This is a genomic window from Pedococcus sp. P2_D9 (genome assembly GCF_056404275.1).
The window spans coordinates 137,765-162,905 of record NZ_JBFUEI010000003.1; the positions used below are offsets into that span (position 1 = coordinate 137,765).

General features: G+C 70.5%; 28 protein-coding genes and 3 tRNA genes. 18 read left to right on the plus strand and 13 right to left on the minus strand.

Annotated features, from left to right (window positions below):
- Positions 1–9: 9 nt before the first annotated feature.
- The 10 genes from recF to AC1DXJ_RS05665 all read left to right on the plus strand — a co-directional run bounded on the left by recF (position 10) and on the right by AC1DXJ_RS05665 (position 9,661).
- Positions 10–1,212 carry a DNA replication/repair protein RecF gene (gene recF / locus AC1DXJ_RS05620; RefSeq protein WP_477636507.1) on the plus strand — a complete coding sequence of 401 codons (1,203 nt, stop codon included), beginning with the start codon at positions 10–12 and terminating at the stop codon, positions 1,210–1,212.
- The gene (locus AC1DXJ_RS05625; RefSeq protein WP_477636508.1) at positions 1,205–1,810 is read left to right on the plus strand and encodes a DciA family protein; all 606 of its coding nucleotides are present in this window, start codon (positions 1,205–1,207) and stop codon (positions 1,808–1,810) included. Before recF ends, AC1DXJ_RS05625 begins: the two co-directional genes overlap by 8 nt.
- 25 nt (positions 1,811–1,835) lie before the next feature.
- Positions 1,836–2,282, plus strand: a complete 447-nt coding sequence (locus tag AC1DXJ_RS05630; RefSeq protein WP_477632868.1) for an acyl-CoA thioesterase — start codon at positions 1,836–1,838, stop codon at positions 2,280–2,282.
- Between the two features lie 13 nt (positions 2,283–2,295).
- On the plus strand, positions 2,296–3,399 hold the full coding sequence (locus tag AC1DXJ_RS05635) for an alcohol dehydrogenase catalytic domain-containing protein (RefSeq protein WP_477636509.1): 1,104 nt from the start codon (positions 2,296–2,298) through the stop codon (positions 3,397–3,399).
- 345 nt (positions 3,400–3,744) lie between these two features.
- Positions 3,745–5,856, plus strand: a complete 2,112-nt coding sequence (gene gyrB, locus AC1DXJ_RS05640; RefSeq protein WP_477636510.1) for a DNA topoisomerase (ATP-hydrolyzing) subunit B — start codon at positions 3,745–3,747, stop codon at positions 5,854–5,856.
- Positions 5,857–5,946: 90 nt separating this feature from the next.
- Positions 5,947–8,613: a DNA gyrase subunit A gene (gene gyrA / locus AC1DXJ_RS05645; protein WP_477636511.1), complete on the plus strand. Its 2,667-nt coding sequence runs from the start codon at positions 5,947–5,949 to the stop codon at positions 8,611–8,613.
- Positions 8,614–8,669: 56 nt separating this feature from the next.
- Entirely contained in the window at positions 8,670–9,131 is a 462-nt protein-coding gene (locus tag AC1DXJ_RS05650; protein WP_477624564.1) for a DUF3566 domain-containing protein, read from the plus strand.
- 152 nt (positions 9,132–9,283) lie between these two features.
- Positions 9,284–9,360 (plus strand) — tRNA-Ile (locus AC1DXJ_RS05655).
- Between the two features lie 43 nt (positions 9,361–9,403).
- Positions 9,404–9,523 (plus strand): DLW-39 family protein, encoded by a 120-nt coding sequence (locus tag AC1DXJ_RS05660; RefSeq protein WP_477614228.1) that lies wholly within the window; start codon positions 9,404–9,406, stop codon positions 9,521–9,523.
- 62 nt (positions 9,524–9,585) lie between these two features.
- Positions 9,586–9,661 (plus strand) — tRNA-Ala (locus tag AC1DXJ_RS05665).
- 99 nt (positions 9,662–9,760) lie between these two features.
- Here AC1DXJ_RS05665 and AC1DXJ_RS05670 read toward each other — a convergent pair.
- Positions 9,761–10,684 carry an SMP-30/gluconolactonase/LRE family protein gene (locus AC1DXJ_RS05670; protein WP_477624565.1) on the minus strand — a complete coding sequence of 308 codons (924 nt, stop codon included), beginning with the start codon at positions 10,682–10,684 and terminating at the stop codon, positions 9,761–9,763.
- Positions 10,685–10,822: 138 nt separating this feature from the next.
- Here AC1DXJ_RS05670 and AC1DXJ_RS05675 point away from each other — a divergent pair, with 138 nt between their 5' ends.
- Both AC1DXJ_RS05675 and AC1DXJ_RS05680 read left to right on the plus strand, forming a co-directional pair.
- Positions 10,823–11,224: a hypothetical protein gene (locus tag AC1DXJ_RS05675; protein WP_477614230.1), complete on the plus strand. Its 402-nt coding sequence runs from the start codon at positions 10,823–10,825 to the stop codon at positions 11,222–11,224.
- An 80-nt stretch (positions 11,225–11,304) separates the two neighbouring features.
- Complete coding sequence (locus AC1DXJ_RS05680; protein WP_477614231.1) at positions 11,305–11,520, plus strand: PF20097 family protein; 216 nt, start codon at positions 11,305–11,307, stop codon at positions 11,518–11,520.
- A gap of 15 nt (positions 11,521–11,535) precedes the next feature.
- On the opposite strand, the gene AC1DXJ_RS05685 is transcribed toward AC1DXJ_RS05680, so the two are convergent.
- A complete protein-coding gene (locus AC1DXJ_RS05685) occupies positions 11,536–12,147 on the minus strand; it encodes a TetR/AcrR family transcriptional regulator (RefSeq protein ID WP_477624566.1) in 612 nt (203 codons plus the stop codon).
- Positions 12,148–12,213: 66 nt separating this feature from the next.
- Between AC1DXJ_RS05685 and AC1DXJ_RS05690 the strand changes: the two genes are divergently transcribed.
- Positions 12,214–12,645 (plus strand): hypothetical protein, encoded by a 432-nt coding sequence (locus AC1DXJ_RS05690; protein WP_477614233.1) that lies wholly within the window; start codon positions 12,214–12,216, stop codon positions 12,643–12,645.
- An 83-nt stretch (positions 12,646–12,728) separates the two neighbouring features.
- Here the strand turns inward: AC1DXJ_RS05690 and AC1DXJ_RS05695 are convergent, their stop codons facing one another.
- The 5 genes from AC1DXJ_RS05695 to selD all read right to left on the minus strand — a co-directional run bounded on the left by AC1DXJ_RS05695 (position 12,729) and on the right by selD (position 15,515).
- Positions 12,729–13,229, minus strand: coding sequence for a hypothetical protein (locus AC1DXJ_RS05695; protein WP_477624567.1), 501 nt, complete (start codon positions 13,227–13,229; stop codon positions 12,729–12,731).
- A 156-nt stretch (positions 13,230–13,385) separates the two neighbouring features.
- The gene (locus AC1DXJ_RS05700; protein ID WP_477614235.1) at positions 13,386–13,568 is read right to left on the minus strand and encodes a YegP family protein; all 183 of its coding nucleotides are present in this window, start codon (positions 13,566–13,568) and stop codon (positions 13,386–13,388) included.
- Between the two features lie 112 nt (positions 13,569–13,680).
- On the minus strand, positions 13,681–14,115 hold the full coding sequence (locus tag AC1DXJ_RS05705) for an SRPBCC family protein (RefSeq protein WP_477614236.1): 435 nt from the start codon (positions 14,113–14,115) through the stop codon (positions 13,681–13,683).
- Between the two features lie 70 nt (positions 14,116–14,185).
- Positions 14,186–14,506: a hypothetical protein gene (locus tag AC1DXJ_RS05710; RefSeq protein WP_477624568.1), complete on the minus strand. Its 321-nt coding sequence runs from the start codon at positions 14,504–14,506 to the stop codon at positions 14,186–14,188.
- A 40-nt stretch (positions 14,507–14,546) separates the two neighbouring features.
- On the minus strand, positions 14,547–15,515 hold the full coding sequence (selD, locus tag AC1DXJ_RS05715; RefSeq protein WP_477624625.1) for a selenide, water dikinase SelD: 969 nt from the start codon (positions 15,513–15,515) through the stop codon (positions 14,547–14,549).
- Between the two features lie 72 nt (positions 15,516–15,587).
- Between selD and AC1DXJ_RS05720 the strand changes: the two genes are divergently transcribed.
- The 3 genes from AC1DXJ_RS05720 to AC1DXJ_RS05730 all read left to right on the plus strand — a co-directional run bounded on the left by AC1DXJ_RS05720 (position 15,588) and on the right by AC1DXJ_RS05730 (position 18,444).
- Positions 15,588–15,683, plus strand: a tRNA-Sec gene (locus AC1DXJ_RS05720).
- Between the two features lie 16 nt (positions 15,684–15,699).
- Entirely contained in the window at positions 15,700–17,022 is a 1,323-nt protein-coding gene (gene selA, locus AC1DXJ_RS05725) for an L-seryl-tRNA(Sec) selenium transferase (RefSeq protein ID WP_477624569.1), read from the plus strand.
- A gap of 9 nt (positions 17,023–17,031) precedes the next feature.
- The gene (locus AC1DXJ_RS05730) at positions 17,032–18,444 is read left to right on the plus strand and encodes a SelB domain-containing protein (protein WP_477624570.1); all 1,413 of its coding nucleotides are present in this window, start codon (positions 17,032–17,034) and stop codon (positions 18,442–18,444) included.
- On the opposite strand, the gene AC1DXJ_RS05735 is transcribed toward AC1DXJ_RS05730, so the two are convergent.
- The 6 genes from AC1DXJ_RS05735 to AC1DXJ_RS05760 form a co-directional block, all read right to left on the minus strand.
- The gene (locus AC1DXJ_RS05735) at positions 18,434–19,834 is read right to left on the minus strand and encodes a hypothetical protein (RefSeq protein ID WP_477624571.1); all 1,401 of its coding nucleotides are present in this window, start codon (positions 19,832–19,834) and stop codon (positions 18,434–18,436) included. The two genes, AC1DXJ_RS05730 and AC1DXJ_RS05735, sit on opposite strands and share 11 nt — an antisense overlap.
- Positions 19,831–20,379 (minus strand): hypothetical protein, encoded by a 549-nt coding sequence (locus tag AC1DXJ_RS05740; protein ID WP_477614241.1) that lies wholly within the window; start codon positions 20,377–20,379, stop codon positions 19,831–19,833. The genes AC1DXJ_RS05735 and AC1DXJ_RS05740 overlap by 4 nt, the downstream gene beginning before the upstream one ends.
- A gap of 20 nt (positions 20,380–20,399) precedes the next feature.
- Positions 20,400–20,999: a hypothetical protein gene (locus AC1DXJ_RS05745; protein ID WP_477624572.1), complete on the minus strand. Its 600-nt coding sequence runs from the start codon at positions 20,997–20,999 to the stop codon at positions 20,400–20,402.
- Positions 21,000–21,090: 91 nt separating this feature from the next.
- On the minus strand, positions 21,091–21,942 hold the full coding sequence (locus AC1DXJ_RS05750) for a hypothetical protein (RefSeq protein WP_477624573.1): 852 nt from the start codon (positions 21,940–21,942) through the stop codon (positions 21,091–21,093).
- A gap of 18 nt (positions 21,943–21,960) precedes the next feature.
- Positions 21,961–22,491: a MauE/DoxX family redox-associated membrane protein gene (locus AC1DXJ_RS05755; protein ID WP_477636512.1), complete on the minus strand. Its 531-nt coding sequence runs from the start codon at positions 22,489–22,491 to the stop codon at positions 21,961–21,963.
- Between the two features lie 157 nt (positions 22,492–22,648).
- Entirely contained in the window at positions 22,649–23,491 is an 843-nt protein-coding gene (locus tag AC1DXJ_RS05760; RefSeq protein ID WP_477636513.1) for a hypothetical protein, read from the minus strand.
- 186 nt (positions 23,492–23,677) lie between these two features.
- On the opposite strand from AC1DXJ_RS05760, the gene AC1DXJ_RS05765 reads away from it, so the two are divergent.
- Together AC1DXJ_RS05765 and AC1DXJ_RS05770 are read left to right on the plus strand one after the other, a co-directional pair.
- Positions 23,678–24,196 (plus strand): peptidylprolyl isomerase, encoded by a 519-nt coding sequence (locus AC1DXJ_RS05765; protein WP_477632879.1) that lies wholly within the window; start codon positions 23,678–23,680, stop codon positions 24,194–24,196.
- Between the two features lie 60 nt (positions 24,197–24,256).
- The gene (locus AC1DXJ_RS05770) at positions 24,257–25,138 is read left to right on the plus strand and encodes a rhomboid family intramembrane serine protease (protein WP_477614246.1); all 882 of its coding nucleotides are present in this window, start codon (positions 24,257–24,259) and stop codon (positions 25,136–25,138) included.
- The last annotated feature ends 3 nt before the right edge of the window (positions 25,139–25,141 follow it).

The following is a 25,141-nucleotide window of genomic DNA, read 5'->3' on the forward strand; positions in this document are numbered from 1 at the left end:
TAGCCGCCTGTGTACGTCCGGCACCTCACGGTTGCCGACTTCCGCAGTTACACCGCCGCCGACCTCCCCCTCGAGCCCGGTGTCACCACGCTGGTCGGCCTGAACGGCCAGGGCAAGACCAACCTCGTCGAGGCCATCGGCTATCTCGCCACCCTGTCCAGCCACCGGGTGTCGACCGACCAGCCGCTGGTCCGGTTCGGTGCCGAGCAGGCGGTGATCCGCGGAGCCGTGATGCGGGGTGGTCGCGAGACGATGCTCGAGCTGGAGCTCAACCCGGGCCGGGCCAACCGGGCGCGACTGGGCCGGTCCCCCGTGTCCCGGCCGCGCGACGTGCTGGGCACCTTGCGCACGGTGCTCTTCGCGCCCGAGGACCTCGCGCTCGTCAAGGGCGACCCGTCGGAGCGCCGTCGCTTCCTCGACGACCTGCTGGTCGCCCGCCAGCCGCGCTGGGCCGGGGTGCGCAGCGACTACGACAAGATCCTCAAGCAGCGGAACGCGCTCCTGAAGTCTGCGCAACCGTTGCTGCGCAAGGGATCCCGGCGCCGACCGCCCTCGCGACCGAGCGACGAGCCCGTCGACGACGCCCGCGCGACCGCCCTGCACACCCTCGACATCTGGAACGACCACCTCGCCACGGTCGGGTCCCAGCTGCTCTACGCCCGGCTGCGGCTGCTGCGTGACCTGGGTCCCTACCTGGCCAAGGCCTACGACGAGGTGAGCGCCGGCCAGTCCGACGCGCGGGTCTCCTACAAGAGCAGCCTGCGCGAGGCGGCTGCCGCGTCGCTGGCTGCCGGCGAGGTCCCGGAGATCGATGCGCTGCGCGCCGAGCTCCTCGGCACTCTCGAGGAGGCGCGCGACAAGGAGGTCGAGCGGGGCATCTCCCTCGCCGGACCGCACCGGGACGACCTCGTGCTGTCGCTCGGTGAGCTGCCGGCCAAGGGCTACGCCAGCCACGGCGAGAGCTGGTCGTTCGCGCTGGGACTCAAGCTCGCGGCATACCAGCTGCTGCGGCACGACCTCGGTGAGGACCCGGTCCTCATCCTCGACGACGTCTTCGCCGAGCTCGACACCGGCCGTCGCGAGCGGCTCGCGACCATGGTCGCCGACTGCGAGCAGGTGCTGATCACGGCCGCGGTCGATGCCGACGTGCCGAAGAGCCTGGTGGGACGGACCTTTGCCGTGAGCCTCGGGGAGGTGACCAGGCGTGAGTGACGAGACCCTGCCCGAGCCTGGACCGGAGTTGGGATCGGAACCGGACATCGAACCGGACGTGGAGCCGGGCAGCGAACCGGCCCCCGGCGTCGAGCCGGACCCCACCGCCCTGGTCGACGACGCCGCGGGGGCCGCGCTGTCGCGCGCCCGGGCGGCCGCTCGCGAGAAGGGCCTTCGACCGGGACTCAAGCCGATGCGGCGCCGACAGATCGGCGTCCAGTCGCCGGGGGCGAAGACGGATCGGCGCGACCCGCTGCTGCTCGGTGACCAGATGGACCGGTTGATGGCCGACCGCGGGTGGAAGGTCGACGTGGCGGTCGGGTCCGTGATGGGGCGGTGGCCGGACATCGTCGGTCAAGAGGTTGCCCAGCACTGCACGCCGGTGACGTTCGAGTACGGGATCCTCACGGTCCGGGCCGACTCGACCGCCTGGGCCACGCAGCTCAAGCTCCTGGAGTCCTCGATCATGTCCCGTCTCGAGGGGGAGGTCGGCAAGGGCACCGTCACCGCCCTGAAGATCGTCGGCCCGAGCGCACCGTCCTGGTCCAAGGGCCCTCGCCGGTCGACCGGGCCCGGCCCGCGCGACACCTACGGCTGAGCCGACCGCTGCCTAGGATCGACGCATGACGGCCGATGCTGACCGAACGCTCACCCGCGCGCACTTCGACCACGTCGTGCGGGTCACGACGCGCTGGTCGGACAACGACATGTACGGCCACCTCAATAACGCCGTCTACTACGAGCTCTTCGACTCGGCGATCAACGGCTGGCTGATCACGGGGACGGGCGCCGACGTCATGGCGCTGCCGGAGCTGGGGGTCGTGGCCGAGTCGGGCTGCCGCTTCTTCCGCGAGCTGGAGTACCCGCGGCCGCTCGACGTCGGCGTCCGCGTGGAACGTCTGGGGCGTAGCAGCATCACCTACGCCCTGGGCCTGTTCGACGCCCAGGACGCCGAGCTGGCGGCGCTCGGCCACTGGGTGCACGTCTACATCGACCGCGACTCACGCGGCACCGTGCCCATCCCGGAGGTCGTGCGCCACCTGCTCGACCAGGCCGTGCAGGCCCGCTGATGCAGGGGCGCTGATGCAGGTCACCGGCGCGGTCCTCGAGGAGGTCGGGCGCGCTGCTCCCTACGCGGCCAGCCGACCCCTCACCGTCGGCCCCCTGGACCTCGACCCTCCCGAGGCCGGCGAGGTGCTCGTGCGCATCGAGGCCGCCGGGGTCTGCCACTCCGACCTCTCGGTGGTGGACGGCAACCGCGCCCGTCCGGTGCCGATGCTGCTAGGCCACGAGGCGTCGGGCCGCGTCGAGCGGCTGGGTCCGGGAGTCACCGACCTCGTCGTGGGCCAGCGGGTGGTGCTGACCTTCCTGCCCCGGTGCGGCGAGTGCGCCGGCTGCGCCACCGGCGGGCGTATGCCGTGTGGTCCGGGTTCCGCGAGCAACAACGCCGGTGAGCTGCTCGGCGGCGGGCGACGGTTGTCCCGCCACGGAGCTCCCGTGCACCACCACCTGGGGGTGTCGGCGTTCGCGACCCACGCAGTGGTGGACACCAGGTCCGTGGTCGCCGTCGACGACGACGTGCCGCCGGACGTGGCCGCAGTGCTCGGGTGTGCCGTGCTCACGGGTGGAGGGGCGCTGCTCAACGCGGCACCTCCCGAGTCGGGGCAGACGGTGATGGTGGTGGGCCTCGGCGGGGTCGGGATGGCGGCCCTGCTCACGGCGATCGCGCTCGGCACCGGTGACGTCGTCGCCGTCGACACGATGAGGTCCAAGCGCGAGCGGGCGCTCGAGCTCGGTGCCACGCGGGCCCTCAGTCCCGACGAGCTGGCCGGCACGGGGGCCACCGCCGACGTCGTGGTCGAGGCAGCCGGCACGGTGCCCGCCTTCGAGACAGCGCTGGACGCGACCGCACCGGGTGGCAGGACGGTGACTGTCGGGCTCCCCCACCCCGACGCGCGGGCGAGCATCTCGCCACTGGCCCTGGTGGCCCAGGCGAAGACCGTGACCGGCAGCTACCTCGGCTCCGCGGTGCCGGCGCGCGACATCCCGGTCTTCGCCCGGTGGTGGCGCGAGGGTCGGCTCCCCGTCGAGGCGCTGGTGTCGGCGCGGATCGGGCTCGACGACGTGAACTCCGCGATGGACGGGCTCGCCGCGGGCAGAGCGGTCCGTCAGGTCATCATCTTCTGACCCGAGACCACGGGCGCCTCGTCAGGAGGTGCGCAGCCTCGGGGTCACTCCGACTCCCGAGGACCCGGCTCCAGCTCACCCTCGGCGACTCGCGTCGACGGCGGACCAGAAACGCCTGAATCGGGCGCTCAGGGGGCGGCCCGCGTATCCCCACCCGTGAGAGGGCACTTTTTTGTCCCAAATCCGCGTTCCCGGGCCTCCTGACGTGAGATCTGACAGTCCCGACAGGTAGACTCTGGAGTGAATTCGCGACCAGCTGGTTCCCAGTCTGGTCGCGTGCCATGAGCGGGTTCAGCGACCACGGGGGAAACCCCCTGTTCGCTGCGCCACCGGAGAAGGAGCACCGTGTCCGAGGCTGACCACACGCCAGACCAGAACGCCCCCGCAGACAGCACCACACCCCCCACCACCGAGAACCTCACCGCCGCCCAGGCAGAGGCCGCCCGCGAGGTGGTCGAGGCCGACCTCGCCGGCGCCGCTCCCGGGTCGGACTACGACGCCAGCCAGATCACGGTCCTCGAGGGTCTCGAGGCAGTGCGCAAGCGTCCCGGCATGTACATCGGGTCCACGGGTGAGCGMGGGCTGCACCACCTCGTCTGGGAGATCGTCGACAACTCGGTCGACGAGGCGCTGGCCGGCTTCGCCGACACCATCGACGTGACCCTGCTGGCCGACGGCGGCGTGCGCGTCGCCGACAACGGCCGCGGCATCCCCACCGACATCCACCCGGCCGAGGGCAAGTCGGCGGTCGAGCTCGTGCTCACCCAGCTGCACGCCGGTGGCAAGTTCGGCGGCGGCGGCTACAAGGTGTCCGGTGGGCTGCACGGCGTCGGCTCCTCCGTGGTCAACGCCCTGTCGACCCGGCTCGACGTCGAGGTCTTCCAGAAGGGCCACGTCTTCCGGGTCACCTTCGACCGCGGTGAGGCGGTCGCCCCCCTGGAGAAGATGGAGGCGTCCGACCGCACCGGCACCACCATCACCTACTGGGCCGACGGTGGCATCTTCGAGACGACCACCTACGACTTCGAGACGATCCGCGCCCGGATGCAGCAGATGGCGTTCCTCAACAAGGGGCTGCGCATCAACCTCACCGACGAGCGCGAGCCGGAGCGCGCCGAGGACGCCGACACGGTAGACGTCAGCGAGAAGAAGCAGCGCAAGGTCTCCTACAAGTACGACAACGGTCTGGTCGACTACGTCACCCACCTCGTCACCTCGAAGAAGTCCGAGCCGGTGCACGCCGAGATCATCTCGATCGAGTCCGAGGACACCGAGCGCCAGTTGTCGCTGGAGCTGGCCATGCAGTGGACCACCGCGTACTCCGAGTCGGTGCACACCTATGCCAACACGATCAACACCCACGAGGGCGGCACCCACGAGGAGGGCTTCCGCGCGGCGATGACCAAGCTCATCAACGACTTCGCGCGCAAGCAGAACCTCCTCAAGGAGAAGGACGACAACCTCACCGGCGACGACATCCGCGAGGGCCTGACCGCCGTCGTGTCGGTCAAGCTCGGCGAGCCGCAGTTCGAGGGCCAGACCAAGACCAAGCTCGGCAACTCCGAGGTCAAGGGCTTCGTCCAGCGCGCGATGACCGACGAGTTCGGCCACTGGCTCGAGGCCCACCCGGTCGAGGGCAAGGACATCGTCCGCAAGTCGGTCCAGGCCGCGGCCGCTCGCATGGCCGCCCGCAAGGCGCGCGAGGCGACGCGACGCAAGGGCCTGCTCGAGTCGGGTGGTCTGCCGGGCAAGCTGCGCGACTGCCAGAGCAAGGACCCCGCGATCTCCGAGGTCTTCATCGTCGAGGGTGACTCGGCCGGCGGCTCGGCGGTTCGCGGTCGCAACCCGCACAACCAGGCGATCCTGCCGATCCGCGGCAAGATCCTCAACGTCGAGAAGGCCCGCATCGACAAGGTGCTCGCCAACAACGAGGTGCAGGCGCTGATCTCGGCGTTCGGCACCGGCATCGGCGAGGACTTCGACAAGACCAAGGCGCGCTACCACAAGATCGTGCTGATGGCCGATGCCGACGTCGACGGCCTGCACATCCGCACCCTCCTGCTGACGCTGCTGTTCCGGTTCATGCGCCCGCTGATCGAGGAGGGCTACGTCTACCTCGCGCAGCCCCCGCTCTACCGGCTCAAGTGGAGCAACCACCCCCACGAGTTCGCCTACTCCGACCGTGAGCGCGACGCCATGGTCCAGGCGGGACTCGGCCAGGGCTGGCGACTGCCCAAGGACGCCGGCATCCAGCGCTATAAGGGTCTCGGTGAGATGGACTACCAGGAGCTGTGGGAGACCACGATGGACCCCGACCACCGGGTGCTGCTCCAGGTCACCCTCGACGACGCGGCGGCCGCCGACGAGATCTTCGCGATCCTGATGGGCGAGGACGTCGAGTCCCGGCGCGGCTTCATCCAGCGCAACGCCCGCGACGTGCGGTTCCTGGACATCTGACCTCGGTATGCCGGTGGCCACGTTTCACGTGGAACCCGCCACCCGGAATACCCACTGCTTTGTTGAATGGCATGACGGACAAGGGAATTCATGACTGAGATACCGCCGATCGAGTACGACCGCACCGAAGCGGTCGACCTCAACACCGAGATGCAGCGCAGCTACATCGACTACGCGATGACGGTGATCGTGAGCCGCGCGCTGCCCGACGTGCGGGACGGCCTCAAGCCGGTGCACCGGCGCGTCGTCTACGCGATGTTCGACGGTGGCTACCGGCCCGACCGCGGCTACAACAAGTGCAGCCGCGTCGTCGGTGAGGTGATGGGTCAGTACCACCCGCACGGTGACTCCTCGATCTACGACGCCCTCGTCCGGCTCGTGCAGGACTGGTCGCTGCGCTACCCACTGGTCGACGGCCAGGGCAACTTCGGCAGCCCGGGCGACGACCCGGCCGCCGCCCCGCGGTACACCGAGTGCCGGATGGCGCCGCTGGCCATGGAGATGGTCCGCGACATCGACCAGGACACGGTCGACTTCCGCGACAACTACGACGGCAAGACGCAGGAGCCCGTCGTCCTGCCGAGCCGGTTCCCCAACCTGCTCGTCAACGGCAGCTCCGGCATCGCGGTCGGCATGGCCACCAACATCCCGCCGCACAACCTGCGTGAGGTCGCCGACGCGGCCCAGTGGCTGCTCGCGCACCCCGACGCGACGCGCGAGGAGACCTTCGACGCCGTCTTCGCACGGATCACCGGCCCCGACTTCCCGACCGGCGCGCTGATCCTGGGTCGCAAGGGCATCGAGGACGCCTACCGCACCGGCCGTGGCTCGGTCATCATGCGCGCGGTCGTCGAGGTCGAGGAGATCCAGGGCCGACAGTGCCTCGTGGTCACCGAGCTGCCCTACCAGGTCAACCCCGACACCCTCGCCCAGAAGATCGCCGAGCTCATCAAGGACGGCCGCCTCTCGGGCATCGCCGACATCCGCGACGAGACCTCTGGTCGCACCGGCCAGCGCCTGGTCATCGTGCTCAAGCGCGATGCGGTCGCCAAGGTCGTGCTCAACAACCTCTACAAGCACACCCAGCTGCAGAACAACTTCGGCGCCAACATGCTCGCCCTCGTCGACGGGGTGCCGCGCACCCTGCCGATCGACGCGTTCATCCGGCACTGGGTCGACCACCAGATCGAGGTCATTCAGCGGCGGACGACGTTCCGGCTGCGCAAGGCCGAGGCCCAGATCCACGTGCTGCGTGGCCTGCTCAAGGCGCTCGACGCCCTCGACGAGGTCATCGCCCTCATCCGGCGCTCGCCCACCGTCGAGTCGGCCCGCGACGGCCTGATCGAGCTCCTCGGCATCGACGAGCTCCAGGCCCGCGCCATCCTCGAGATGCAGCTGCGCCGCCTCGCCGCCCTCGAGCGCCAGAAGATCATCGACGAGCACAACGAGCTCGAGGCGATGATCCTGGACTTCGAGGACATCCTGGCCAAGCCGGAGCGGCAGCGGACCATCGTGTCCACCGAGCTCGGCGACATCGTCGACAAGTTCGGCGACGACCGGCGCACCCGGATCGAGTTCTTCGACGGCGACATGTCGATGGAGGACCTCATCCCCGAGGAGGACGTGGTCGTCACCATCACCCGTGGTGGCTACGCCAAGCGCACGCGAGTCGACGCCTACCGCTCGCAGGGCCGGGGCGGCAAGGGCGTCCGCGGTGCCCAGCTGCGCGGCGACGACATGGTGGACCACTTCTTCACCACGACGTCGCACCACTGGCTGCTCTTCTTCACCAACCTCGGCCGGGTCTATCGCGCCAAGGCCTACGAGCTGCCGGACTCCGGGCGCGATGCCAAGGGCCAGCACGTGGCCAACCTGCTGGCGTTCCAGCCCGACGAGAAGATCGCCCAGGTCCTCGACGTGCGCGACTACGCCCAGCAGCCCTACCTCGTGCTCGCCACCAAGAACGGCCTGGTCAAGAAGACGCGACTGGCTGACTACGACTCCCCCCGCAGCGGCGGCCTCATCGCTGTCAACCTCAAGGAGGGCGACGAGCTCGTGGCCGCAGACCTCGCGTCGCCGACCGACGACCTCCTGCTGGTCTCGCGCAAGGCGCAGTCGGTCCGCTTCCACGCGACCGACGCCCAGCTCCGGCCGATGGGTCGCGCGACGAGCGGGGTGACGGGCATGCGGTTCCGCGGCGACGACTCGCTGCTGTCGCTGAGCGTCATCCACGAGGGCGAGGACCCCGACGTGTTCGTGGTCTTCGAGAACGGCATGGCCAAGCGCTCGCCGGCCTCGGAGTGGAACGCGAAGGGCCGCGGAGGCCTCGGTGTCGCGGTCGCCAAGATCACCGAGCGCAACGGTGACCTGGTCGGCGCCCTCACGGTTGGCGAGGACGACGAGGTCCTGGTCATCATGGGCAAGGGCAACATCGTGCGTATGCCGGTGAGCCCGGTCACGCGGCGTGGCCGCAACACCCAGGGCATGAAGTTCGCCAACCCCGGCACCGGTGACTCGGTCGTCGCGCTGGCGAGAAATCCCGAACGCGCCGTGGACGAGGGCGAGGTCGTCGACGCCGAGGCTGTCGAGGGCGGAGTCGTCGGCGCAGTTGACGCAGTTGGTGTGTCCGACGCGACGACTGAAGGCGCCTCCTCGGCCGAAGATGCCGTAACGTCGTCGGGAGACGAGCAGGTTGCCGGTGGTGCCGAGCAGGCGTCCGACGCACCTGAGAGCGACCCCAGTGGAGGTAGCGAGTGAGCACGGCAGGCCAGACCAGCAGGTCGGCCCTCCCCCAGGGAGGTTCCGCCCCCACTGTGAGCCAGGGTCAGGCGGGCCCGACCCCGGGCGCCGCACGCCCTGCCGGCGCGCAGGGTCGCCCGACGGGCTCCCAGTCCGCCGCCGCGGCCGCCCGCGCCCGACGCGTCAAGCTCACGGTCTCGCGCGTCGACCCGTGGTCGGCGATGAAGATGTCGTTCCTCATCTCGGTGGCCCTGGGCATCGCCGGCGTCGTGATGGTGGCGGTGCTGTGGATGATCCTGTCCGGCATGGGGGTCTTCAGCGAGGTCAACCGCCTGGTCGGCACAATCATCAGCGACTCGCAGAACCCGTTCGACATCATGGACTTCCTCGGCTTCGGCCGGGTGCTGTCCCTGTCGATCGTCATCGGGGTCATCGACGTCATCCTGCTGACCGCCCTGTCGACGCTCGGCGCCTTCCTCTACAACATCTGCTCGGCCCTGGTCGGCGGCCTCCAGCTCACCCTCACCGACGACTGAGCCGGCCCCGAAACCCGGCCTCACGGCATACCGGAAACCGCCCGCTGACCTGCACAGGTCGGTGGGCGGTAACCGTTTTGGTTGTGCGGATGCCGGTGCTGTAACCTCGTGCCTCGCGCCACCTCCCGTGGCGCAGCGGAGATTGGGCTCACGGGCCTATAGCTCAGACGGTTAGAGCGCTTCCCTGATAAGGAAGAGGCCACAGGTTCAAGTCCTGTTAGGCCCACCAATCCCGATCCCCGCGGTTGCTCTGCGAGGGAAGGCGACGGCCCATGAAGAAGCTCCTGCTCCTCATCGTGACGGCCATCGGCGCCACGGCAATCCAGCGGAAGCTCAAGGCCCAGAAGGCCGAGAAGGACCTCTGGGCCGAGGCGACGGACTCCCCGAACTAGGCAACTAAAACCGGGCAACACCCAGGTGACCGGGCCGGACTCGTGCCGGGCCGTGATCCGACGGGGCCATGGCGCAATTGGTAGCGCACCTGCTTTGCAAGCAGGGGGTTAGGGGTTCGAGTCCCCTTGGCTCCACCACAGTTTTGTCGCACATCGGGCCACCTGTTGGCGGTGAAGCCCCCCAGCCGGGGGGTGGCTCGAGGCATGTCGGGCCAGCAGTGCCCAGACCACGCACGATCAGCGGTCGACGACCACGACCTCGAAGCTGGTCGCGGCGGGTGGGAATCCAGTGTCGAACTTCGCGTTCACCGTTGCCAGCCGGTCGCCGAACCGGGCCACCGTCGTCGGTGTCTGGAACAGGCCGCTGGTCACCACCTTCTGCACGGACCCTGAGGACAGGTCGCCACTGAGCTGGACCTCGGCGATCGCGTTGCTGAAGTTCTCCACGGCATCCACGGTCCGACCCTCGAGCAGGATGCCGTCGACGTTCGGGACACTCACTCCCTGGATGGCGTGGCTGGCGCCCGTGACCGGGTCGACAGTGTTCAGCGCCCCCTGGGTACTGTGTGCCACGACGAGTGTTGAACCGTCAGGCGTGGCCTGGATGCCGTTGTTGTTGAAGGCGCCACTGGTGTCGGCGGCCGGACCACTGAGGTGCAGGGTGCTGAAGGCACCAGGCCGCCCGCCCACCACCGGGACGAAGTACAGCTCGGGCTGGGACGAGTTGGTGAACCAGGCACCGTTCGCCGTCACGGCGACGTCGTTGATCACCGAGGCAGCTGTCGAGAACTGGTAGGTCGCGAGGGTCGCCCCGCTGTCGAGGTCGTAGACAAATCCGCGTCCGTCGAACCCGCCCGCGGCGAAGAGCAGGCGATGGGCAAGGTCCACCCGAAGCCCCAGCGCATTGCGACCCGGCGGGTTGTCGATGAACTTCTCGACCCGGCGCGTGCGGATGTCTCCACGGAAGATGTCCCCCGCGAAGAGGTCACTGGCGTAGAACGTCGTGCCGGCACCGCTCGCGATGCCCTCCGTGGACGTCGCGCCCGGCAGCGGGAAGCGGTACTCCGCATGGTCGGCCTGGGCCGCTGACCCTGCGACCACCATCGCGCCGAGTGCTGCCAGGACGGCGGCCAGGCTTCCCCTGATCGTGAATGCACCCATGTCGACCTCCATGTCCCGCCCAGCATCACTCCGGCCGGACCCGAGGTCATCCCACGAAAGGCGTACGAGTCGGGCGAAAACCTGCCGTCGGTCTTCGTCGCGGGATCCGCCGGCCGCTGGGGGCCGTACAGTTAGCACATGAGCGATGACTGTAGACACGGAATGAACCCTGCATGGTGCTCTTCCTGTCTCGGTGATGACGATCGCGCATTCCCCGGCCTGAACGGCAGCGGCACCCGCGGCGGGGTCTCCGAGCAGGAGCAGGTCGACCGCCTCTGCCGCCAGCTGGGTGTCCCCTCGCAGGTCGTCGGCGAGGGAATCCAGCTTCCCTTGGACGTCTTCGAAAAGGCCGCCGTGCGCTGTGGCGTGAAGGTCGGGACCGTGCCGGCGATGGGCCGCGCGCTGGCCAAGCAGGCCGGACTCCCGTGGGGCGCCGCCTGTCACAACCGGGCCACCCCCACCAGCGGCGGCCCGACGGTCACCCGTGAAGGACTCGACGTCATCAACCGGGCCGTCACCCAGATCCTGGCCCACGCCTAACCCCCTCGACCCGCCCTGCGGATTGCCGTCATCGACTGAACCTCGTACCCCTGCTGATCGAGTCGTGCATCATCTGACAGGTGACCGGTACCCCAACAGGCTGTCCGACCTGCTCGACGCCAGGCATGAGCAAGGGCCTCGTGGTGGGTCGCTCGCCCGGCGTGAAGTTCAAGCAGGCGCGCGGACTGGCCGGTGACCTGACCGGCATCCTGCTGACGAGGGGCTTCTTCAACCACAGCGCCCCCGCCTTCCGCTGCGACCAGTGTGGAACGGTGGTCATCCCCCGGGCGAACTGAGGCACGCCGAGGCGCTCAGCGCATTCGGCGCTCGGCGTCCTCGCGCAGCTGGGTTGCGACCTGGTCGAATGGCCCGAAACTGCGTCGTGCGCGAGCCAGCACGACGGCCCCTTCCGACGCGGCCATCACCATCGTCGCGAACGTCGCGGCGTCCTGGCGCCCGAGCCCCCCGCGCTCCAGCAGCGCGGCCAACCGCGCGCCCCACGAACGGAACACGTCCGCGGCTGCGTCGAGCAGCTCGTCCGACCCGCTCGAGACCGTGACGGCCAGGACCGAGCAGCCGGCCCCGAAGTTCGAGCGCTCGAGCACCGTCCGCCACAGCACCATGAAACCCTCGACGACCTCCGGCGCAGGCAACCCGTCCAGGCTGTCGAGCACCGCGACGGCTCGCGCGCCCGCCAGCTCCACCGCCGCGGCGATGAGCTGGTCCTTCCCGTCCGGGAAGTGGTGGTAGATCGAGCCGCGCGGCGCCTGCGACACCTCCAGCACCGACGAGAACGACGTGGCCTGGTAGCCGCCCTGCGCCAGCAGCACGATGGCGCTGTCCACCATCCGCTCCCGCGCTGATCGCGCGGAGTCCCCCGGCCGCTCCGTGTCCGCTGACCCTGCCACCTGCGTCCACCCCATCCCTTGACTATGACGGCCATCATAGAGGACTATGACGACCGTCCTACTATGTCACCGGGAGTGACCATGCCCATGATCGACGTGTATGCCGCCACCGGCACCTTCGCGGACAAGCATCAGCTCGCGGTCGACCTCGCCAGCGCCGTGAAGGAGGTCGAGCAGGTGCCGGACATCCCGATGTTCCGCCAGAACACGGCCGCCTTCGTGCACGACCTGCCGGCAGACGCGCTCGCCAACGTCGACGGCGACTCCACCTACGTCCGGGTGCAGGTGCTCACGAACGCCGGGGCCCTCGACCGCGACAAGCAGATCGCTGTCGTCGAGCGGCTGACGGCCATCGTCGCCACCGCCGGCGGGGACGAATCCCTCGCGCAACGGACCTGGGTAATGCTGACCGAGGCGGCCGAGGGTGGCTGGGGCCTGTGGGGTCACGCCCACACGAACGCCGAGCTCGTGGCCGCCGCCCGCACCCAGATCGCGGAGCTCACCCAAGGCTGACTTGTTGCGCGCTGGTGGTCACCGGAGGCGCAGATCGGAGATGGGTGACCAGCAGGCGGCAACAAGTCGGGAAGAGGGTTGGGTCAGGGCGCCAGCAGGACCAGGGGGACGCGGCAGTTGAGGCCGACGTTGTTGAGCCGGTCGACCAGTCCCCTGCCGTCGATCGTCGGCAGCGCCATCACCCTCGGCTTCCCGGCAGCGAGCGAGCGCGCATAGGCATCACGCGCCAGGACCAGCCGGTGCCAGTCCTCGAGCCACTGCGCGGCGGGCTGGTCCGCGTCCAGCCGTGTCCGTCCGAGCTGGTTCATCGTGGTGACGAGCTCGACGACGGCGTCGTTCTGCGCGTTGATCGCGCCGACCCGCTGCGAGATGGGCGCGGTGGTCGCCACCGCCGCAGCCGCTGCCGAGTCGCGCATCTGCGCGCAGGCGCTCGCCGCCGCCCGCGCGATGCTGCCGTTCTCGATCAGGTCCGGGTCGTCGGTGTTGGCAAAGCTCCACAGCCGCGACAGCGCGACGTAGACCAGGACGCCGGCCACCACGACGGCGACGCGAGCCGTCCACGCCCTCCACTGCTCCCCGGTCACCGGGCCAATCCTCGCGGCATCGGGGCAGTCCGCAACTCCAGCCAACGCATGAGCCCACCGCCCGTCCACACGACGAGGCCCCGCGCGGCATACCCGATGGGGTGCCTCGCGGGGCCGGGTCGAGGCAGACGGGCCGCGGCCCGTCGACCTGGTCGACTAGCTGTCGACCTCGACGATGTCGGCACCGGGCGCGTTCTTCTGCACGGAGGCGATGCCGCTCTCCGCCGCCGACTTCGACTCGTAGGCCTCGCCCACGGCGATCACCTGGCCGTTGCTGGACTTGAGCCGAAAGCGGTACTTGCCAGCCTTGTCCTGGTAGAGCTCGAACTTCCCCGCCATCAGTGCACCTCCGTGAGTGGTCCAACACCAGCGAACGCTTGCAGCCTAGAGCCGCAGGTATGCCGCGTGAACCCTTTCGAGCGAAGCCCCCAGGACTCCGCGGGGCGCAGCCTCAGGAGGCCTCCGCCATCGCCTTGAGCTTGGCCATCGCGTCCATCGTCTGCTTGGGCAGGCTTCGCTTGATCATGGGTGTGAAGAGTTTGCCGAATCCCTTGGTGGCAATGTCGATCGAGTGGGTCAGCGTGGAACCCACCCCGTCGGACGCGGCGACGAAGTCGACCGTCACGTCCATCATCTTGTCGGTGAACTTCATCGCGAAGTGACGGTCGGGCTCGTGCGCGATGATCTGGCCGTCCATCGTGCCGCTGCGGCGACCGTCGTTGTAGTGGTACTTGAGCCGCGTGCCGACGTCGTTCGCGCCCTCGTCGAGCTTGTCGATCCCGGTGCAGCGGGACAGCCACTGGGGGGTCTTGGTGAAGTCGTCGACGATGGCGAAGATGGCCGACGGCGGGGCGCTGACGGACAGCGTGTGGGCGAACTGCGGCATGGTGGCCTCCGGGGGAAGTGAAGTGGGCACACGCTACTGCCTGCGGGCCCCACCCGAGGAGTGCCCGGCGTCAGCTGTCCGGGTAGGCCGGCAGCTCGGCCTCCGCGCGCAGGCTCGGTGGGGCGGGGAGCGGCCGTCGGGGTTCACGGACCCCTGCCGTCCCGGACTCCGGACCGTCCGGTGAGAACGCCCCCACGAGGCGGCGCCCACGGACGCGGCGGTGGCGGTACACGGCATACAGGTCGGCGTGGAGGTGGTCGCGCTCGATGGCGCGGCGCAGCGTCGGGGCGCCGATCATGACCGCCTCACCCGGACTGTCCGCGGTGACGAACACCGGACGGCCGTGCGGCTGACCGGCAAGGTTGTGCGCGATGAGCTCGTACCTGGCCATGCCCCCAGCGTGCGCCGAACTCCACTCACTCACAAGACGTTCAGCGAATCCGGATCCGCGGCGGGCCGGCCACGGTGTGGCCGATGACCGCCGCTCCCGGCACCTCGCCGACGACGAGCAGGCCTCCGCTGGTCTGGGCGTCCGCCAGCATGAGCAGCACGTCCTCCGAGGCTCCGCCGTCGAGGTGTGGACGCACCCACTCGAGGTTGCGTCGCGTGCCCCCGCTGACGAAGCCGGCGCGCAGCCCCTCCCATGCGCCGTCGAGCACCGGCACGGCCGCTGGGTCCAGCACCGCCCCGACTCCCGAGGCACGCAGCAGCTTGAACAGGTGTCCCAGCAGTCCGAACCCCGTGACATCGGTCGCCGCCTCGACCCCCGCTGCCAGGGCCGCAGCGCTCGCGGTGTCGTTGAGCTCGACCATCGAGGCAATGGCCTGTGGGAAGACCTCCCCGGTGGCCTTGTGCTGGTTGTTGAGCACGCCCACCCCGATCGGCTTGGTGAGCGAGATGGGGAGACCGGCGCGCGCGGAGTCGTTGCGCAGCAAGCGATCCGGCTCGGCGAGGCCGGTGACGGCCATGCCGTACTTGGGCTCTGGGTCGTCGATGCTGTGCCCTCCGGCCACGGGGCACCCCGCCTGCCCCGCCACGTCGAGGCCACCGCGCAGCACCTCACGGAGCAGCTCGAGCGGAAGCACCGACCGCGGCCAGCCGACCAGGTTGATCGCCACCACGGGGCGGCCACCCATGGCGTAGACGTCCGAGAGCGCGTTGGCCGCGACGATCCGACCGAAGTCATACGCGTCGTCGACCACCGGCGTGAAGAAGTCCGCCGTGCTGATCACGGCCGTGCCGTCGGCGACCCGGACGACCGCACCGTCGTCCCCGTCGTCGAGGCCGACGAGGAGGTCGTCGCCGGTCTGCCCCCCGAGCCCGCGCACCACCTCCTCGAGCTCGCCCGGCGGGATCTTGCAGGCGCAGCCGCCGCCCGCGGCATACTGCGTCAGTCGCACGGGCTGGCGCGGGTCGGTGAGCAGCGGGTGCACGCTCGGTTGGGTCACGGTTCCTACGCTAGCCTCGCCAGCGGAGGCGTACAGGCGCCTGGTGGCCCTCCCGGTCTTCAAAACCGGTGCAGCCGAGCACCTCGGCTGGGCGGGTTCGATTCCCGTCCGCCTCCGCCAAGGGACAGGAGGTCGTATGCCGCAGCCGCAGTCCAGTCGCGAGTCCAGTCGCGAACCGGACGCCCGCCGCCTCGTGCCTCGCACGGACACCGTCCTCGCCGAACCGGCTGTGGCACAGGCGATCTCGCGTTACGGCCGCGACACTGTGCGGGCCGCTGTCCAGGCGGCCCAGGACGAGGCGAGGCTCGGTGCCATCGCCCCCAACCAGGTGGCGGCGACGGCGCTCGCGGCCCTGCCGGCCCTGTCCACGACGCTGCGTCCCGTCCTCAACGCCACCGGCGTCGTCATCCACACCAACCTGGGTCGGGCACCGCTGTCAGCGGCCGCCGTCGAGGCGATGGCCGCGGCCGCGGGCGCTGTCGACGTCGAGCTGGACCTGGCGACCGGTCGGCGCTCGACCCGCGGGCGCGGCACCATCGCGGCGATCCTCGCGGTGCTGCCGGAGGCGGAGGCTGCCCTCGTGGTCAACAACGGGGCGGCGGCACTGGTCCTGGCCACCACGGCCCTGGCTGCCGGACGGGAGGTCGTCGTCAGCCGCGGTGAGATGGTGGAGATCGGCGACGGCTTCCGGCTGCCGGACCTGATCGCGAGCGCAGGTGCCCGGTTGCGCGAGGTCGGCACGACCAACCGCACCACCCTGGCCGACTACGAGGCCGCCATCGGTGCGGACACCGGCTGCATCCTCAAGGTGCACCCCAGCAACTTCCGCGTCGAGGGGTTCACCTCCGCCGTCCCCGTCGCCGCCCTCGCCGTGCTGGGGCCGCCCGTCGTGCACGACATCGGCAGCGGACTGCTGCGCCCGCACCGCCTGCTGCCCGACGAGCCCGACGCGGCACGTTCGCTGGCCGACGGCGCGGCGGTCGTGACCTGCAGTGGCGACAAGCTGCTCGGCGGCCCCCAGGCCGGGCTGGTGCTCGGTCGTGTCGACACCGTGTCGCGGCTGCGCCGGCACCCATTGGCCAGGGCGGTCCGGGCCGACAAGACCACCCTCGCCGCACTCGAGGCCACGCTGCGCGGTCCACGCCCCCCGGTCTGGGACGCCCTCGAGGCCGACCCCGATCGCCTCCGGGCTCGCTGCGACGCCGTCGTCGCGGCGTTGCCCCCCGGGCTCGCCACCGTGGTCCCCGCCGAGGGGGTCGTCGGGGGTGGCGGCGCTCCGGGCCACACCCTGCCCGGGTGGGCGGTTGCCCTCCCCGAGGCGTATGCCGCGGCGTTGCGTCTCCAGGCCCGTCCGGTCCTGGCGCGGGTGGAGAAGGGGCAGTGCCTGGTCGACCTGCGCTGCATCCCCGAGTCCGCAGATCCGTGGGTGGCGCAGGCAATCCGCGACCTCGTCGGTTAGCGGGGTTTGATGGCGGTTGTCGCGACGGCTGGTCACGTCGACCACGGGAAGTCGACCCTGGTCCGGCTCCTCACGGGTCAGGAACCGGACCGCTGGGCGGAGGAACGCCGACGTGGGCTGACGATCGACCTCGGCTACGCCTGGACCGAGATCGGCGGGCGCCGGGTCAGCCTCGTCGACGTGCCCGGTCACGAGCACTTCATGGGCAACATGCTCGCGGGGCTCGGGCCCGTGACCGCGGTGATGTTCGTCGTCGCGGCGGACGACGGGTGGAGCCGCCAGTCGCAGGAACACGCCCTGGCGATCGCTGCTCTCGGCATCACACGGGTGCTGCTGGTCGTGACCAGGTGCGATCTGGCACCGGGTCAGGCAGCCGCCCGGGAGGCGGCCACACGTCTCGCCTCCGCGGGAGTCCCGGTGACGGAGACCGTCCTCGTGTCCGGTGCCACCGGCGAGGGCCTGACGGAACTGCGAGCAGCCCTGGGGCGCCTGGCCGCGGCTACGCCGGCGGGACCCGCCGAGGTCGGGGCGCCCGTCCGCCTGTGGGTGGACCGGTCCTTCACGATCCGGGGTGCCGGCACCGTGGTCACGGGCACGCTCGAGGCCGGGACGATCCGGATGGGTGACGTCTTCGTCCTGCGCGATCGACAGGTCAGCGCGCGCGGTCTGCAGTCCTGCGGCGAGGAGGTGGAGGCGGTGACCGGCCCGGCTCGGGTGGCCGTCAACCTGAGGGGTGTGGCTGCCGCCGAGGTCTCCCGCGGCGACGCGCTGCTGGGCCTGTCGTGGCCCTCCCCGACGACCGTCGTCGACGTGACCGGGCCTGACGGCGGGGCGCGGCTCCCGAGGACGCTGACCCTGCACGTCGGGACGGCTGCCCTGCCCGTCCGCACCCAGCGGCTCACCGACGGGACGGTCCGGTTGCGGTTGCCGCGGCCCGTCCCCCTGGTCCCGGGAGACCGGGCGGTGCTGCGTGACCCCGGTCTTCGCGAGGTGCTCGCCGGCGTCGAGGTGGTCGCGGTGGATCCCCCCATTCGCCGCGACCGTCGGCACCAGCACCCGTCGGGAGACGCCTCCCCCGCACCGGACGGCATACAAGCGCTCGTCGCCTGGTTGGCGACGCACCCGTTGCAGGCGCCGTCCCGTGACCAGCTCGACGAGTGGGCGCTCACCGCACGCGATCTCGCCGACGCAGCCGATCGTGGCGAGATCGTCCGTCTCGGTGGGGTGGTGCTCGCCGGTGACGCCGTCGGGGTCGCCGAGCAGGTCGTGCGCCGGTTGCCGCAGCCGTTCGCCGTGGGCGACGCCAGCCGGGCACTGGGGACGTCCCGACGCGTGGCGGTGCCCCTGTTGGAGCGCCTCGACACCGCGATGGTGACGCGACGCCTGGCCGACGGACGCAGGGAGCTGCGGGTCAGGCCGTGATCGTGCCGCCCTCGAAGGCGCAGGTCAGCTGGCCGTTACCGGCGGCCTGCGTGCGGCTCACCGGATAGCCGTAATTGCCGGTCGCCCCACCGGCGGACTTCCACTCGGTGAGGACGTTGCCGTAGACCTCGTAGGCCGGAGCCCCGCTCAGCCCCCAGATCTCGCCGCCCTGGAACACCTGGTACGAGCCGCGGTTGGTCGCCACAGCCGACGACGTGGGGTACTTCAGCGGTCCGATGTACCGGTCGACGAGGTACCAGGCTGCGTAGATGGCTCCCGCCACCACCTGGGTCGAGGTGGCCACCGAGTCGGTGATGGCGCCCTTCTGGAACCGCTGGATCCACGCGCCGCTGCCCAGGTCCTGCTTGGCCGCCACGGGATAGCCGAGGACGCCCGACTCCCGTCCTGCGCTCTGCCACACGGGCCAGCGGATGCCCCACACGAGCTGGGTGGTGGTCGAGGCGCTGTCCGTGATGGCGCCCTTCTCGAACAGCTGGATCCAGCCGCCGCCCGTGAGGCCGGTGACCTTGTCGGAGGTCGGGTAGCCCAGGTGGCCCCTGACTCCTCCGTCGGCGACGAAGAGCGAGTCCACGAACGACGACATCGCCCTCGCCCCGGTCTTCGAGCTCCACCAGATGCGGCCGCCCTGAAAGGTGACGTACTGCCCGCGGCCGTCGCCGACTGCGCGCTGTGGACCGGTCGAGGCCTTGAGGAAGGATCCCTGGTCGCCCATGGTGTGGTACTTGGCCGTGATCGCGCTCCACTTCGGCAGGCTCGGTGCGCTGTGCTCGCCGGTGCGGTTGTCGCTGAGGGAGGTCGTGGTGCAGCTGGTCCACTGGTAGGGCGGCCGACAGCTGACGACGCGGCAGTGCACGCCACCGCTGCACTTGACCTGGGTGTTGCACTGGCCGTAGCGGAAGGCGTTGCAGCAGACGCGTCGCTGGTCGCAGGTCGCCGACGACCCGGTGCCGCACGAACAGCTCCAGCACCTCGAGTCGCACATGTTGTCGCTGCACCCGGTCGTGCACTTGGAGCAGCTCGCGTTGCAGTCGACGATGTAGCGGTAGCCACCCCCGCACCACGAGGAGTCGGCGGCCTTCCACCACCCCGCGGCGAAGCTGCCCGGCGGGCAGGTGTTGACGCCCTTGTTGATGGTCGCGCAGAAGACCGTCCAGCCGCTGCCCGCCGTGTTGCCAGGGCCGCAGATGGTGGCGTATGCCGCGACGGGAGTGAGGGCGTACTCCTTGGGTTTCGTGGCGAGCGCGGTGGCCGCGACGGTCGCGCCGACGAGCACGTCGCGGCGTGACACTGGACGCAGCCGTCGCGCCAGGGTCCCCACGAAGCCGGCCATGCCGCCGGGACCGGCGTTGAGGTCGTCCAGCGTGCTCATGGTCGTCCTCCTTGCCGGGTGAGCGTGGCCCGGTCGGTGATCCGGATCGTGGCGACCATGGCCGCGGCGCGGGGCACCGAGGCCATCCGTCGCGCGTGGCTCCCCACGACGGTGAACAGGCAGAACGCGCGTCCGCCCGAGCTGAAGAAGTGCTGCGAGGCGCTCATCCCCGGCAGCGGGCGTTGCAGCCGGTTGGGACCGAACTGGGAGGGCGCCAGGCGCGGCATGCCCTGGTTCTCGAAGAGCCCGCGGTCCGCGACCTCGGCGCCGTAGTCGACCAGGGCCACGAAGACGTCGTCCGGTCCCAGCAGGTCGACGACGTTGCTGCCGAAGTCGCCACGGTCGGCGGGCATCGTCCGTGTGCACGCGTGCAGCACGGCCCGGGTCACGTCCGCCTGGGGTGCCGGGGTGGTCCCCGGCGCCGCGCTCCGGGCCCCCGGAGCAGCCGGCGAAGTCGCTGGGCCCGGCTCGGCGCCGGCCCGTCGGGTCACCGACACCTGCCAACCGTGGGGCGCGTCGGCCCTCAAGCCGTAGTTGTCAGCCATTGCCCTCAACTCCACTGCCCTCAACTCGCAAATGCGGCGGCGGCCAGCAGGATCGCGGCCGCTCCTCCCAGGGCCACCTTAGCGAGGACCGCTGCCGGATTTGTCCATTGCTCGACGCGGATGAAGACCCGGTGCAGGTCGTCGCGGTCCGCAACCCGCGCCATGAGCAGCGAGGGCAGCGCCCGCACGACCCCGAACGTCGCTCCCACGGCCAGCCCGGCACCGAGGTGACCGGCGAGGGCGGCCAGCAGCACCGCGGCATACGTCGTCGCGCTGGTGATGATGGTGACGAGGCCGAAACCGAGCTGCGCACCGAAGCCCACGCCGTAGACCCAGCCGCGGTAGCGCGTCAGCCAGGCCACGTCGACCTGGCGGCGCCAGGAGGGCAACGACTGGGCGCCGCGCAGGTCGGAGGCGAGCCCGACCAGCAGCAGGACCGCGACGAGGACCAGGGTCCAGACCGAGGTGCGCGCCGCGTCGGGCAGGGCCGAGCCGAGGGCGCCGGCGAGGCCACCCATCGCCAGTCCCCCGGCCAGCGACCCGAGGAGGTATGCCGTGGTGGTCAGCCACCAGCGGGAGTTGCGGGCCCGCTCGCCGAGCGGGCTGATGCTCGAGAGCATCGACTCGCCTCAAGGAGACCAGGTCGCCCGGACGGCGGCGACCGCGGCCATCGGCAGACCCAGGGCCAGGGCGAGCACGGTCACGGACATGTCAGTGACCGTGCTCGTGATGCGAGTGGTCGTGACCGTCGTCGGATACCGGTTCGGCGTCCGGCGAGCGGTGCAGGCTCGGGTCGCCCGGTCCGATGCCGGCGGCCAGCAGCTCGGCGTCCATCCGGGGCAGGCTGTCGCGCTCGCCCCGTCCGATGTCACTGTCGACGTGGGCGCCCACGAGCAGCCCGGGACCGGTGCGCCCGGCTGCGGCGCGCGCCTCGGCGTTGTCGGCGACCCCTTGGGCCATCAGGTCGCGGACCTGCGCCCACGTGGTCGCCGACCCCTCGCCGGTCACGACTCCGCCCTCGACGTACACGAAGTAGGGCGATCCGGGGATGTCGTAGTCCACCCACGCACCCGAGGACTGGATGACGTCACGGTCGCCGGCCAGGGCGCGCAGGGTCGAGATCGACTCCTCTGCCGCGCCCTTGGCGACGATGCGCAGGTCGCCGTCGCCGGGCACGTCCACCGATCCCTGGAACTCGTCCCAGAACGTCTGGCACACGCTGCACCCGCTGGTGAGGAAGGCCAACAGCGTCCTCGACCCGGCCGTGGTCACGGTGACGCGCTGCTCGACCCGGTCCAGGTCGGTGCCGATGATGTCGTGGGCCGTCGCGGAGTCCTTGCGGGTCGCCTGCACCACGCCCGTCTCGAGCTCGACCGGCACGGGACCGGGCTTGCCACCGGTGGTGGCGGTGGTGACGCCGGTGCCCGCCTCGCGTTCCAGCTCGAGCCCGGCACCGAGCTCGTGCAGGGCCTTGAGGATGAGGGCGTGGCTGCGCAGCAGCCCGAGGACGAGCACACCGAGCAGCACGATGGCCACGGCTTCGGCGATGACGGCGGCGAGCATCAGGTCGGCTTCTCCTGGTCAGACGCGGGAGGTCGGGGGGACGGTGCTGCGGATGGCTGCGGGAGACGTCGTCGGCAGCACGGCCATCACCTGCCAGGCCAGGAACCCGATCACGCCGGCGAGCCCCACGATGGTGAGGCTGGTCGCGTCCACGGCTGACCAGGCACCCACAGGAGGGTCGAGGGTGACCGCCAGGGCGGTGAGGGCCGCGAGGGCGGTCAGGGTTGCGTGGGTGCGCGTCGCGGGGGTGTCGGGCTTGCCGAAGCACCCGCACGACCCGAGCACGCCACCCTTCGCGAGCACGCGGGCGACGAACGCCGTGAAGACGAGGTATGCCGCGGCCACCAGGGCCGCGCTCGCCCGGCCGGGCGCGACCAGGGCCCAGCCGCCGACGGCGATCTCGACGACGGCGAAGGCGCGCACCAGATGGCGGCCGGCCGGCATACCTGCTGCGCGCAGCGCCCGAACCAGCGGAAGCGGATCGCGGACCTTGGGGACCCCGGCCAGCACGAGGAGCCCCGCCGCAGCGAGGAACGGTCCCGCAACCACGTCCCACATCCGCACCCACGTTACCGTCCGCTCCCGCCCTCCCCCCAACGCAAAACGGCGGTTGCGTCGCGAAACGGGGCTTGTAACTGCCGGTTTCGCGACGCAACCGCCGTTTTGCCAGGGCGGGTGCCGGGGCGGGGCGCCGGATCAGATCGGGTCAGTCGACCTTGTCCTTGGCGTCCTGCGCGGCGTCGGACACCTCGTCGGCAGCGTCCGAGACCCCGTCGGCGGCGTCGGTGGCGACGTGCTTGCCCTTGCTCGTGACCTTGTCCTTGGCGTCGGACGCAGCCTCGGTGGCCTTGTCCTTGGCGTCGGCGGCCTTGTCCTTGACCGTCTCGGCGGCGCTGGTGGCCTTCTCCTTGGCGGCGTCGGTCAGGCTGGCGACCTTGCTGGTCGCGCTGACGCTGGAGTCGCGGCCGGCCGTCGGTGCGGTGTAGGGGTCGTCGAGGGGCGTGGCCCACGGGTCCTCGCGCGGTGAAGACTTCTTGAAGGCCGCGAGAGCGGCTGCTGCTGCGGCGGCCAGGCCGAGGAACAGCAGGATCTTGCCCTTGCGCCTGCGGGGCTTGGCCACGGCGTCGCCCTTGAGCACGGAGTAGGCGTCGGAGGACCGGTCAGCCGTGTCGGCAGCGGCCGACTTGGCGGCGGCGGAGGCTGCGGCGACGGCCGCGATCGCCTCGGCGACCCTGGGCAGCAGCGTGTCGACGATGGTGTCGCGGGCGGTGTCGACCTTGGGGGCCAGCCCCTCGACGGCGCCCTGCAGCTTGGGGGCAGCCACCTCGATGCCGTGGTCGACCCGCGGCTTGGCCCACTCGCGGGCGGCCTCGAGGCCGTGCTCGACGTGGGGCTTGCTCCAGTCCTTGGCCTGGGCGGCGCGTTCCTTGGCCACCTCGGCGGCCGGGCCGACGCGCTCCTTGAGGGCTGCTGCATAGTCGACCGCGCTCTGCGCGGAGCTGCTGACAGCGTCGCTGGCCTGCTCAGTCTTGGTCTTGGTGCGGAACACCGTGCCTCCTGTGACTTGGCGTGGGATGGAGTCCGGACGATCGGCGAACCAGTGCCGCGAAGGGCTCTGCACGACGACCGGACGGACGACTTCTCTCGACCCATCCTGCCTTGTTTCCGCTGGTGAGCAAGCCCGTGGGGGTACTGAGGGCCATCTCACGAGACCGCGCATGGAAGGATGGCCGACATGGACGTCACCCTCAAGACCAACCACGGCGACATCAACGTCACGCTGTTCCCCGACCACGCCCCGAAGACCGTCAAGAACTTCGTGGGACTGGCCAAGGGTGAGCAGGAGTACCGCGATGACGCCGGCCGATCCAACCCCACGCCGTTCTTCGACGGCCTGGTGTTCCACCGCATCATCCCCGGGTTCATGATCCAGGGTGGATGCCCCCTCGGGCAGGGCTTCGGTGGCCCGGGCTACACCTTCGACGACGAGATCAGCCCCGACAAGGACTTCACCAAGCCTTACATGCTCGCCATGGCCAACGCCGGCAAGCGGATGGGCAAGGGGACCAACGGGTCGCAGTTCTTCATCACCGTGGGGAACACCACGTGGCTGCAGGGCAAGCACACCATCTTCGGTGAGGTGGCCGACGGCCCCAGTCGCGAGGTCGTCGACAAGATCGCCGCCGTTCGCACCGGTGCGAACGACAAGCCGGTCGAGGACGTTGTCATCGAGTCGGTCGTGGTCAACGACTGACGTCGACCCGCACCACCCCTCGAAGGCCGCCCACGGCGGCCCCTAAGGCAAGGTCCGCACATGAGTGAGCCCACGGCATACCCGCAACAGCAGACGACCCCCGTCTGCCCGCGGCACCCCGACCGGGTCTCCTACGTGCGCTGCCAGCGGTGCGCGCGGCCGGTCTGTCCCGAGTGCCAGCGACCGGCCGCGGTCGGCGTCCAGTGCGTCGACTGCGTGAAGGAACAGGCCAAGACGGTCCGCAGCACGCGGACCGTCTTCGGCGGCAGCGTCAGTGACACCCCGTTGGTGTCCTACGCGATCATCGCGATCTGCGTCCTGGTCTTCGTGCTGCAGACGGCCGAACCGAGCCTGAGCGGCGACATCTCCTTCGTGCCCTACCTGGGCGCGCACGAGCCCTGGCGCTTCCTCACGTCGGCGTTCGCCCACGCGACGATCACGCACATCCTGTTCAACATGCTGGCGCTGTGGATGGTGGGGGCGCAGTACCTCGAGCGGCTGCTGGGCGGAGCGCGGTACGCCGCGGTCTACCTGGTGAGCGCCATCGGCGGATCGTCCTGCTACCTGCTGCTGTCACCGGCGGTGCCCTTCGACGAGCTCGACCCCAGCTCCTGGTACATCGGCGCGGTCGGTGCGTCGGGAGCGGTCTTCGGCCTGTTCGGCGCGCTGCTCGTGCTCAACCGGCACCTGGGCCGTTCCTCGGCCGGCATGTACGCGACGATCGGCATCAACGCCGTGATCGGCTTCGTCGTGCCGGGGATCGCGTGGCAGGCCCACCTCGGTGGTCTGCTCACCGGCGCTGCCGTGGCGGGGGTGATCGCGGCGACCTCCGCCCGCGAACGCCGCCGCTGGCAGTGGCCCGGCGTGGCACTGGTGCTGCTCGTCGTGGTCGCGGTCGCGATCGGCAAGTATGCCGCGTCGCCGGCCTCGCTCCTCGGCTGACCC